This window comes from Bradyrhizobium sp. SBR1B (assembly GCF_014198205.1).
GTDB lineage: Bacteria > Pseudomonadota > Alphaproteobacteria > Rhizobiales > Xanthobacteraceae > Bradyrhizobium.
Map to the genome: position 1 here is coordinate 1 of NZ_JACIHC010000052.1, position 9,366 is coordinate 9,366.

Annotated in this window: 12 protein-coding genes and 1 pseudogene; 11 read left to right on the forward strand and 2 right to left on the reverse strand. The window is 58.6% G+C overall.

Translation table 11 applies throughout. The annotated features are described in order from the left end of the window. Window positions 1-90: 90 nt before the first annotated feature. The 8 genes and pseudogenes from GGD61_RS39660 to GGD61_RS39695 all read left to right on the forward strand — a co-directional run. Window positions 91-393, forward strand: a pseudogene (locus GGD61_RS39660) (integrase core domain-containing protein); the annotation flags it as partial. Between the two features lie 659 nt (window positions 394-1,052). After that, window positions 1,053-1,700 (forward strand): hypothetical protein, encoded by a 648-nt coding sequence (locus GGD61_RS39665; protein WP_183232487.1) that lies wholly within the window; start codon window positions 1,053-1,055, stop codon window positions 1,698-1,700. Further along, window positions 1,697-2,683 carry a FliM/FliN family flagellar motor switch protein gene (locus tag GGD61_RS41560; protein WP_183232488.1) on the forward strand — a complete coding sequence of 329 codons (987 nt, stop codon included), beginning with the start codon at window positions 1,697-1,699 and terminating at the stop codon, window positions 2,681-2,683. Before GGD61_RS39665 ends, GGD61_RS41560 begins: the two co-directional genes overlap by 4 nt. Then, a complete protein-coding gene (gene sctR, locus GGD61_RS39675; protein WP_183232489.1) occupies window positions 2,680-3,342 on the forward strand; it encodes a type III secretion system export apparatus subunit SctR in 663 nt (220 codons plus the stop codon). Before GGD61_RS41560 ends, sctR begins: the two co-directional genes overlap by 4 nt. Continuing rightward, the gene (gene sctS, locus GGD61_RS39680) at window positions 3,339-3,599 is read left to right on the forward strand and encodes a type III secretion system export apparatus subunit SctS (protein ID WP_183232490.1); all 261 of its coding nucleotides are present in this window, start codon (window positions 3,339-3,341) and stop codon (window positions 3,597-3,599) included. Before sctR ends, sctS begins: the two co-directional genes overlap by 4 nt. Window positions 3,600-3,704: 105 nt before the next feature. After that, window positions 3,705-4,493 carry a type III secretion system export apparatus subunit SctT gene (gene sctT / locus GGD61_RS39685; protein WP_183232491.1) on the forward strand — a complete coding sequence of 263 codons (789 nt, stop codon included), beginning with the start codon at window positions 3,705-3,707 and terminating at the stop codon, window positions 4,491-4,493. Between the two features lie 5 nt (window positions 4,494-4,498). Further along, window positions 4,499-5,557, forward strand: coding sequence for an EscU/YscU/HrcU family type III secretion system export apparatus switch protein (locus tag GGD61_RS39690; protein WP_312012857.1), 1,059 nt, complete (start codon window positions 4,499-4,501; stop codon window positions 5,555-5,557). Between the two features lie 360 nt (window positions 5,558-5,917). Beyond that, on the forward strand, window positions 5,918-6,142 hold the full coding sequence (locus GGD61_RS39695; RefSeq protein WP_183232493.1) for a hypothetical protein: 225 nt from the start codon (window positions 5,918-5,920) through the stop codon (window positions 6,140-6,142). Window positions 6,143-6,581: 439 nt separating this feature from the next. Here GGD61_RS39695 and GGD61_RS41120 read toward each other — a convergent pair whose 3' ends face one another. Next, window positions 6,582-7,397 (reverse strand): hypothetical protein, encoded by an 816-nt coding sequence (locus GGD61_RS41120; RefSeq protein WP_246786214.1) that lies wholly within the window; start codon window positions 7,395-7,397, stop codon window positions 6,582-6,584. Window positions 7,398-7,859: 462 nt separating this feature from the next. Next, window positions 7,860-8,132 (reverse strand): hypothetical protein, encoded by a 273-nt coding sequence (locus tag GGD61_RS41125; RefSeq protein WP_246786215.1) that lies wholly within the window; start codon window positions 8,130-8,132, stop codon window positions 7,860-7,862. An 82-nt stretch (window positions 8,133-8,214) separates the two neighbouring features. Here GGD61_RS41125 and GGD61_RS39705 point away from each other — a divergent pair, with 82 nt between their 5' ends. The 3 genes from GGD61_RS39705 (at window position 8,215) to tnpB (ending at window position 9,191) form a co-directional block, all read left to right on the forward strand. Then, a complete protein-coding gene (locus GGD61_RS39705) occupies window positions 8,215-8,535 on the forward strand; it encodes a site-specific integrase (RefSeq protein WP_183232495.1) in 321 nt (106 codons plus the stop codon). A gap of 75 nt (window positions 8,536-8,610) precedes the next feature. Then, window positions 8,611-9,039: a transposase gene (locus GGD61_RS39710; RefSeq protein WP_183232496.1), complete on the forward strand. Its 429-nt coding sequence runs from the start codon at window positions 8,611-8,613 to the stop codon at window positions 9,037-9,039. Then, window positions 9,036-9,191: an IS66 family insertion sequence element accessory protein TnpB gene (tnpB, locus tag GGD61_RS41835; RefSeq protein WP_183232497.1), complete on the forward strand. Its 156-nt coding sequence runs from the start codon at window positions 9,036-9,038 to the stop codon at window positions 9,189-9,191. The genes GGD61_RS39710 and tnpB overlap by 4 nt, the downstream gene beginning before the upstream one ends. The last annotated feature ends 175 nt before the right edge of the window (window positions 9,192-9,366 follow it).

Genomic DNA, 9,366 nt, shown 5'->3' on the forward strand with positions numbered 1-9,366 from the left:
AGACGCTGGGCTGGAAAACGCCGGCAGAAGCGCTTGACGAACTGCTGTCATGAGTGAAAACAATCGGTGTTGCGACGACCGTTTGAATCCGCCCAATACGTATCCATCAAGTACACCGAGCGCCTGGCTGAAGCTGGTGTCGAGCCGTCTGTCGGCAGTGTCGGAGATTCCTATGACAACGCGCTCGCCGAAACCATCAACGGTCTCTACAAAGCCGAAGTAATCCATCGGCGCGGGCCATGGCGCAGCTTCGAGGCCGTGGAGTTCGCGACCCTGGAATGGGTCGACTGGTTCAACAATCGGCGGCTGCTAGAGCCCATCGGCAACATTCCGCCGGCCGAAGCCGAGCAACGCTACTACGCCATGCTGGAACAGCCCGCCATGGCGGCATAACTTAAACCAAATAGCCTCCGGCAAACCCGGGGCGGTTCAAACCGCATCAAGCGCGATACCATCGCAAACCGCCGCTTGCAGCATCAACTGCAGGTCGCTTAAACTCTAACCCTGATGAGCCAGAGCCTCCCTTCTCAAAAAGCCTGACCAGTCTCAAATTATCTGACGACGGACATGCGCAAGCTCCAGCGGTGCCTCGCTGCTCTTGCCGAGGCGCTCGGTCTGCCCGGGCATCCAGCTCGAGCCTTGGCAGCACTGTTCCCGAGAAGATGAAACGATCTGAAGAGGCGGTTGCGGATTGTAGGTTTCCGAAAATCGCACTGATCCCTGCTCATTCAAACCAGCCATCCGACGCTGAGCATGTTGTTCCTGAAGGGCATAAGCCCATCAGCTGATTACCATATCGAAATTGTATTGGCTTCTGGTCGACCGTGAGTACATGGAGAAGTGGATGCTACTCCGTCGAGCGGCTGCCTGCTTTTCTCCTGGAAGTGGGTTGCGAAAAATACGATGTCCTGGAGAAGTAAGGCCAACTGAAAAATTACGGTTGTGGTTTGGTAGTCGCCACGATGGTGAGCGGCGTGTCCTGCCAAGGGATTCGACGCGGCTGAGCCAAGTGCCCCATTCCCACAGCGCTCAAACTTAGCAGAGGAAGTTAGATGCAACTACCGACAAGGCCTGCGATGTCGTGCATCCAACCACGTAGCCGATTAATTCCGGTGGCAGCCCCGGTGCCGACGCATGTGCGTACCGGGGATAACGCTTGGTTCTCGCAACTGATCGAGGAGGAGACCATAGACGCCTGCGAGGGATCCGATCGCGCGCCCGATTATAAGGTTTTCGACCATGATCTGGCCGAAAGCGAAAGCGCTACGTCTTCTCCGTTCATTGCCGGTTCGATCATTGGTGCCATGCCTGGCCCTATGCTGTGTCGGCGAGTGCCCGAAGAGCTGTTACGATCGGTTGAACTCGTTGAGTTGACCAGGAGGATTACCGAGCACACTTTGGTCCGCCGGGATTATGCCGGCAATACCGAGGTGCACGTCACGCTGAACCGCGAATTATTCGGCAATGCGCTTGTGACCGTCAGTTTCCAGCATGATACCCTAAGGGTGGGCATCAGGTCCGAGCGGCTTTGGCCTATCCTGCAGGTGCATGGCCATGCATTTGCGCACGATTTGTCCGATCAGCTTGAAATGCGCATTGTGTTGATCGTCTTCAGCTCAATGTTGGACGAGCAAGGCAGCAACCGGCTATCTCGCACATTTGAGACACTACTCTACCACCAAGTTGAGAAGGGCGCGTGATCGATCTACCCTGCTATGGCCCACGTGAGGCTGCCGCCGTTTCGCGTCTTGCTATACGTCTGCCAGTCTCTTTCAACATCGCTGGCATCGACGCGGAAGCTGTCATGCCAGGTTCGGCACCTCCGCGTCTTCCGGCGGCTTACTGTCGGGCCGTGATGCGCCCACGCGGCCACGGGATTCGAGTCGCAGTTGACTCGACGCTCCTTCCAGCGGCCGCTGTGCAACATTGGCCGGAAATTACCGCATTGTCTCCCGGTGACGGCCTGCGAGAAATCCTGTTCGACATTGTCTTCCGAGATCTCGCGATTAAGGTGGAACAATGGTGTGGTCATCGGCCGACCTGGTCTTCGGCCGAAAGCCCTGGAACGTTTCCGTACGCATTTGAGATTCTTCGCTTAGAGCGTCCAAACGACGTCCTCGGGCTTGTAGAATTCGATGGTGGCGGGTTGCAATGGATCGCCGACTGCTGCTCTGGGCTTTCGGTCGTAAGCGCCGCGCTCGATGATCTGCCCCTTTCTCTCGTTCTGCTGGTAGAGCGCGTCAGCCTCATCTTGGCGGATCTGCATCAACTCGCGTTAGGTGACGTCATCCTGCTGGATACCACCCCGGTCTGCAATGACGGCATCATAACTGTTCTCGTATGCCTCTCTGGCGATCCTTGCTTTCGCGCTTCGATCTGCAACGACCGCCTCACCGTCCTTTCAGCTGTGGACTTTATGATGGATAGACCGGATCTGCTCCCACCGGAAACCTTCGACAACATTGAACTTCCTGTTGATGTGGATGCTGGACGCCTGACCATGCCGCTCAGGCAGCTTCGCGAATTGGCTGTCGGCCAAGTGCTTGATCTTGGTTTTGATGCCACTACCAATATTAGCTTGCGCGTCAATGGCCAGGTCGTCGCAACGGGTGAATTGGTGCGCATCGCCGAGCGAACCGGTGTGCGCGTGCTCGACCTGCGATTAGCACGAGCAGAACGATGATGGCGCTCCCTGATCCCGCGACACTGATTATCCTGATCGCCTGCGTCGCAATCGCTCCCTTCGTTGCTATTACCGTCACCTCTTACGTGAAGCTCGTCGTCGTTTTTGGGCTCATTCGCAATGCTCTCGGCGTTCAGAACATTCCTCCGAACATGGCGCTGAACGCGATCGCCATCCTGCTATCCGTCTACATCATGCAGCCAGTGGCTAAAGGTGCGTATGAAGCAGTGCGCGACAAACCAATCGCATCCCAAGATATCCGCGAGTTAGGGACAATGATAACGCTAGCCGCCGAGCCAGTTCGCAACTTTCTGCTGAAAAACACGTCGCAACGGGAACGGCAATTCTTTGTCAATGCGACTCAGGGATTGTGGAGCAAGGAGGACGCCGCTGCCATAACTGGCAGCGAATTCATGATTTTGATTCCGGCCTTCATCACATCCGAACTAGAAGACGCGTTCAAGATCGGCTTCTTGTTATTTCTGCCGTTTATCGTCATCGATCTCGTCGTTTCGAACATCCTTCTGGCAATGGGCATGATGATGGTCTCGCCAATGACCATATCCTTGCCATTCAAGCTGTTCTTGTTCGTTGCGGTGGACGGGTGGCAGCGCCTAATTCATGGCCTCATCTTCTCCTACGCGGGAGCAGCGCCATGAATACCGCCACACTCACCCACATTGCCATTGGCGCGCTCAAACTGACGCTTGTCTTGTCGATGCCCACAGTCCTCGTCGCGACAGGCGTCGGACTGATCGTTAGCGTTGTGCAAGCTCTGACCCAAGTTCAGGAGCAGACACTCTCTTTCGCCGTGAAGCTGATATGCGTGAGCCTGATATTAGTCGCCACCGCGAATTGGTTTGGTGAGCTTAGCCGGTATACGGTGAACATCCTCGACCAGATCGCCGGGATGTAAGTCTGAGGCCAATGGACTTGCTAAAATGTTCCTCTCTTTGCCGGGCACAACTGCAGCAAGAGCGACCGCCGAGCTGGCTAAGTAAGCGCTAGAGGAGTCTGCGCCATGTCACCACTTGATCCAGCTCACCTGGGTACTTTCATTGTTGTCCTTGCGCTTGCGGTGGCACGGGTGACAGGGATGGCGCTTGTCATGCCCTTTCTGCGACGTCGTATGGTGACGGCGCCGGCGCGCAATGGCGTGATCATGGCATTAGCGCTCCCGGCAATGGGTTTCGCTTGGGCAACGAGGCCTGCGGATCTCGACATTACACGTCTGGTGCCGATCCTGGGCTTGGGGCTCAAGGAACTCTTGCTCGGGTGCCTGCTGGGCATGCCAATTGCCGCGACTATGTGGGGTGTGGAAAGCGCGGGCACGTTCATTGACCATCAGAGAGGGGCTACGATGCCGAGCCAGTTGAGCCCGGCAAGCCACAATCTGGACTCGCCGCTTGGGAGCTTCCTAGCTCAGCTTTACACTACATGGCTGTTCGTCAGCGGCGGCTTTTCCAAACTGTTAGAAGCGCTCTATCGCTCCCATGACATCTGGCCACTGTGGAGCTTTCATCCTGCGTTTGGCCCGGCCTTCGTCACCGGTATGTTAGATCTTGCAGACCTCGTGATGCTGCTGACATTGCTTCTCGCCGGTCCAGCCATTGTTGCGATGTTTCTTAGCGAGTTGGGCTTGGCACTGGCCGGCCGGTTCGCGCCGCAACTGGAAGTCTTCTTTCTCGCCATGCCGGTCAAGAGCGCAGTTGCCCTTCTGCTGCTGATTTTATCGCTCACGATTGTTTTGGCCAATGCCGACAAGCATATGCCCTCGCCTGTCGGAATCGTGCATCGCATCACGAGGTGACTGCCGTGACCGGCAGAAGGACCGAAAGGCCGACCCCCAGGAGGCTGCGGGAGTTGCGCAAGAAGGGACAGGTTCCGCACAGTAAGGAAGTCGTTTCTGCGGCGATAACCCTTGGGTTATTCGCACTGTTCTTTGCCTCTTTGCCTGGTCTAGTAGACCGACTTAAGGCAACGATCCTGTTGCCGGTATCATTTCTTGAAGGGGACTTCCTGATTGCCAGCCGACAGCTACTCGAGTTTTGTTTCGGTGAAGTACAAAGTATGGTCGCACCTTTCCTCGGCATCGTCCTGGTCATCGGCGTGGGCGCGAATTTGCTGCAGAACGGGGCGATTTACTCCCCCGAGGCAGTCACGCCGTCGCTGAAAAAGCTGAACCCCGGCGAGAACGTCAGAAGGATAGTCTCGCTGCAGAATCTCGTCGATCTGGGTAAGGCGATCGTGAAGGTGCTCATACTCGGCCTCTCCATAATGCTTGTGCTGCGGCAAGGTATGCATGCGCTTGTGTGGACGCCAAGCTGTGGCATATCGTGCCTAAGTGCCGTGACGGGTAACCTGCTCCTCGGGATCGCTAGTTATGTGGGGGCGAGCTACCTTGTGGTGGCAATTCTGGACTTTGCGTTCCAGCGATGGCAGTTCACGAACAAAAACTTGATGTCGCTGGACGAAGTGAAACGAGAAGCTAAGCAAAATGAGGGTGACCCTCTGGTCAAACACCGACGCAGGCGCCTCCATTCGCAATTCTTAGCCAAGGGCGGGATTGAGCAGTCACGTAGAGCGACCGTGTTGATTACCAATCCCACACATATTGCAGTGGCGATCTACTACGATCGGCAGCGTACCCCCTTGCCCATGATCGATGCCATAGGTACCGATGTATTGGCGCGGCAAATGGTTGATGCTGCGGCCGCTGCGGGAGTGCCGGTGATGCGAAACATTCCGCTGGCGCGCGCGCTCCTGAAGGACGGCTTGGTGGATGAGTATATTCCATCGCACCTGATCGTACCTCTCGCGACGGTTCTGCGGGCGCTCGGAAAACTGGCGGCTGAGAACGGTTATCGGTCCTGACTTCAGCTTGATGGTTTCTCGCAGTTTTCAACAGCCCAAAACATGCCGCCTGTGCGAAGGATCTGCGGTTCTGGCAGCAGCCATAGGCACGAGATATTGCTTCATAACGAACATCTATTTGTTCCCGAAATAATGCGCGTCTATCTCATGCACATGGGAGAGGAAATGGGCGCGGCCCAATGCGACGACCCCATTGACCTTGGCGTATTGATCGCCAAGATGGCACGTCGATGCGAGTGGTCTCTCCTGGAGATTCGTTCATCTCCTATTTGTCGGCTAAAAAGGGGAATAGTCGATGCTCTTCAAGTTCGCTTGGACATTTATTGGCCATAACAGCAGCTGTAGTGGTGACGCCCCTCGATGCTGCGGAAGCTTGGCCTTGCGGGTTGTCGCGCGACGAAACGACTTCAGTTTACCCAGACAGTATTGGACGACGTGACGCTGCGCGGAGAGATATTTGCCGACTGGGTACTTCAGCAACCAATGGAGATCGTTGAGAATCGCGGCTTGCGCCCCTTTGTCGGCGGCAGCGCGGATGATGATGGCTGTGGAGCAGAAGAACTCATCCAATTGACGCCCTTGTAGGAGGTGAACCATGAGGGGTATTGACGGACGGGGCAAGGCGCCGAGGGTGGGATACGAGACCAACGAAGCTGACGGCGCGGACGATTCTCCCATTGGGCCGGCGATTAACCTCGAAGGAAGCGGCCCGTCCCGTTCTGTCGTGGAGCAGAGATGCTCTGCCCCTCAACAATCGAATGCTGCTGCGCTGCGTATCGAAGGGCACCTCCCTCGTCTGCCGCTGGAGGTACTCGGTTTAATTGCTGAGCATCTCAGCCTGACCGATCTGTTGATGATGTCGCAGACGAGTCGCCTACTGCGTGATGCCGCCCAGCTAGCTGCGGCGCGCCGGCCAGCTCAGCGAGCTACCCGGGTTCAGTCCGCCTGGGACAAGGCGACAGCGGCTCTCCTAGGCAACGCGGATCGCTTTGGTGCGCTGATAGATTCTGGTGCGATCCGAACGCTAGCGCCCAACTTGAATTACCTGACTAGAGACCAGCAGGAGCACCTCGTCGCACTCGCCGAAGGGCTTAACGACCCCAAGCATCGCGTCTCCATCATAGAGGACCTTGGGGATCATATCGGAGACTTTGCGCCTCCGCTGCAAAAGCGCCTCGTTGCCCTCGCCGAGGGGCTTAATGATCCCAAGCATCGCCTCTTGGCCGTGTGGGGCCTCGGACCGCACGTGGCAAGGCTTTCGGCCCCGCTGCAAACGCGCCTCTTCACGCTTGCCGAGGGGCTCCACGACCCCGAGGATCGCGTCTCCGTCATCATGGCTCTCGGAGCGCGCGCAGGACAGCTTGCGCGCGCTCAGCAGGAGCACCTTGTTGCCCTTGCCGAGGGCCTTGATGACCCCGAGCATCGCGTCTGCGTCATCGAGGGTCTCGGGCGCGGCATCGGAGACTTTGCGCCGACGCTGCAAGAGCGCCTCGTTGCCCTCGCGGAGGGCTTTAACGACCCCGAGCTTCGCGCCTCGGCCGTGGGGGACATCGCAGCGGGCGCGGCAATGTTTTCGCCCGACCTCCAAGAGCGCCTCGTCGTACTGGCCGAGAAGCTTAACGACCCTGAGCATCGCGCTCGAGCTATGCAGGGTATTGGAGACCACGTGGGAAAGTTTGAGCCCGCGCTCCAGGGGCGCCTCGTCGTCCTCACCGAGGGACTTGACGAGCCCGAGTATCGTACCCAAGCCTTGGAGGGCCTCGCCGGCATCGGAGAGCTGGCGCCCCCGCTCCAGGAACGCCTCATCAAGCTCGCCGAGGGACTTCCCGACTCCGAGCATAGGGCCTCTGCCGTGGAGGGCCTCGGAGCGAGCGTGGCAGACTTGGCGCCCGCACTTCAAGAGCGCCTCATTGCCGTCGCCGACGGACTAAACCACTCCGAGCATCGTGCTCAAGCCTTGCAGAGCCTTGGAGTGCGCATAGGAGGAGTTGCCCCCCCGCTGCAAGAGCGCCTCGTTACACTCGCCGAGCGGCTTGACGAGCCCGAGCATCTTGTCTCGGCCCTGCGAAGCCTCGGCGTGGGGGTTGAAGGGCTTGCGCCCACACTCCAGGGGCGCCTGCTCACTCTCACAGAGCGGCTTAACCTGCCCGGCCATCGCGTCTCGGCCCTATGGGCTCTTGGAAAGCATGTGGGAGGGCTTCCCCCCTCCCTCCAGCTGCGCCTAGTTGCCCTTGCTGAGCAGGTGGCTCATCCCGTGGATCGCATCTCGGCGCTATGGGCTCTAAGGGCGCATGTAGGCCCGCTAGCCGTCGCGACCCAGGAGCGCCTCGTAGGAATTGCCGAGGCGTTCAACAGTCCCGGGTATCGTGTCGCGGCCTTGCATGGTCTCGCAGACTCCCTGGCGGAGTTTGCCCCCGAGCTGCAGAAGCGCCTCGTCGCACTTGCCGAGGCGCTGGACGATCCTGCGCATCGTGCTTCGGCGTTGCGGAGCCTCGGGCCGAGGCTGGAACGGGTTACGCTCGTAGTTCAGGAGCGCCTTCTTGCCATGGCAGAGGGACTTAACGATCCTGAGCATCGCGTCACGGCCCTGCAAGGTCTCGGCGCAGGCATTGGAGGACTCTCGCGCGACCTCCAGCAGCGCCTAGCTGACCTTGCCAATGGCATTGCCCAGCCTAGCTACAAGGCTCAAGCCTTCACGAAACTGTGGGCGTAGGATAGTCAGCAGATTCCTGCGCTGGTGCGACAAAACCAATCGGCAACTCAGGGCTCTTCAGCCTGAAGACGTCGACGCCTATTTCGTCGACCAGGCGACGGGACGATGGTCCCGCGTTTCGGTGGCCAACACAGCTTCGACCTTGCGGGCATTTCTGCGCTACGCGGCAGAGCGGGGAATGTGTACGGACCGCTTAGCGGCCTCGATTTGCCGGCCTTGGCTCTATCGACAGGAATCGCTGCCGTATGCCCCAGATTGGTGGTAAGCGCTCAGCCAATACCCTGGCTCCGGGATTGGATTAGATGTGCGAAGAAGCCTCCGGCTTGAACGGAGGTTTGGGATGGGATTGGACGGCAAAAAAGACGCCCATTTGGACAGCTCAACAGTTGGGTCTGGAGCAGTCAGCCGGCTTGAAGTGCTTGAGGGACCGTCCGGGCGTCGTGTGCGTCCAGATGCCGAGTGGGCTCGGATCGTCGGCGAAAGTCTGCTGCCCGGCGCTCAGGTGGCGGAGGTAGCGCGCAAGCACGGAGCGACGCGCTGGCAAATTTACGATTGGCGACGACGCTTCCGACAGCGCGGCGAATTACCGTCGTGCGAGGCTCCGCAGCCGCCGTTCGCGCCGCTGGTCGTGGACGGGCCGTTAGAGGAGCGTCACGTTCCGGCAGTCAAGCTCGAGATTGCGATTGGCGACGTCGTCGTGCGGACGGACGCGGCGATAGATGGGGAGCAGCTGTCTCGAGTGATCCGCGCGGTGCGGGCGTCACGATGATTGTCCCCGGCTCCGAACTGAAGATTTATATCGCGACGCGGCCCGTCGACTTCCGCTGTGGGCACGATGGGCTTGCTGCGAAGGTGCAGGAGATGCTTGGTCTCGATCCGTTCTTATGTGTCGGACGAGATTATGTGGCGGAGGCGCCCTAACGCCAGCCAGGGCCGGCCACGGCTGGATTCCTCCGCCACATAATATTTTGTGCCCCTCGTGCGGACGCGGGATCCCCCTGCTGCGTGTTCCAGCCGATCGTGATCACGGATTCCAGGCCATCGTGATCACCCATTCCAGAGCATCGTGATCACCGTTTCCAGCGGATCGTGATCG

What these genes read in the sequence shown, in the direction of transcription:
- GGD61_RS39695 (WP_183232493.1), top strand. Translation starts at nt 5,918, where the DNA reads ATGCTGCGGAAGCTTGGCCTTGCGGGTTGTCGCGCGACGAAACGACTT.
- GGD61_RS39705 (WP_183232495.1), top strand. Translation starts at nt 8,215, where the DNA reads ATGGCATTGCCCAGCCTAGCTACAAGGCTCAAGCCTTCACGAAACTGT.
- GGD61_RS41120 (WP_246786214.1), bottom strand. Translation starts at nt 7,397, where the DNA reads ATGCTCGGAGTCGGGAAGTCCCTCGGCGAGCTTGATGAGGCGTTCCTG.
- sctR (WP_183232489.1), top strand. Translation starts at nt 2,680, where the DNA reads ATGATGGCGCTCCCTGATCCCGCGACACTGATTATCCTGATCGCCTGC.
- GGD61_RS39665 (WP_183232487.1), top strand. Translation starts at nt 1,053, where the DNA reads ATGCAACTACCGACAAGGCCTGCGATGTCGTGCATCCAACCACGTAGC.
- tnpB (WP_183232497.1), top strand. Translation starts at nt 9,036, where the DNA reads ATGATTGTCCCCGGCTCCGAACTGAAGATTTATATCGCGACGCGGCCC.
- sctS (WP_183232490.1), top strand. Translation starts at nt 3,339, where the DNA reads ATGAATACCGCCACACTCACCCACATTGCCATTGGCGCGCTCAAACTG.
- GGD61_RS41125 (WP_246786215.1), bottom strand. Translation starts at nt 8,132, where the DNA reads ATGCTCAGGATCGTTAAGTCCCTCTGCCATGGCAAGAAGGCGCTCCTG.
- sctT (WP_183232491.1), top strand. Translation starts at nt 3,705, where the DNA reads ATGTCACCACTTGATCCAGCTCACCTGGGTACTTTCATTGTTGTCCTT.
- GGD61_RS39710 (WP_183232496.1), top strand. Translation starts at nt 8,611, where the DNA reads ATGGGATTGGACGGCAAAAAAGACGCCCATTTGGACAGCTCAACAGTT.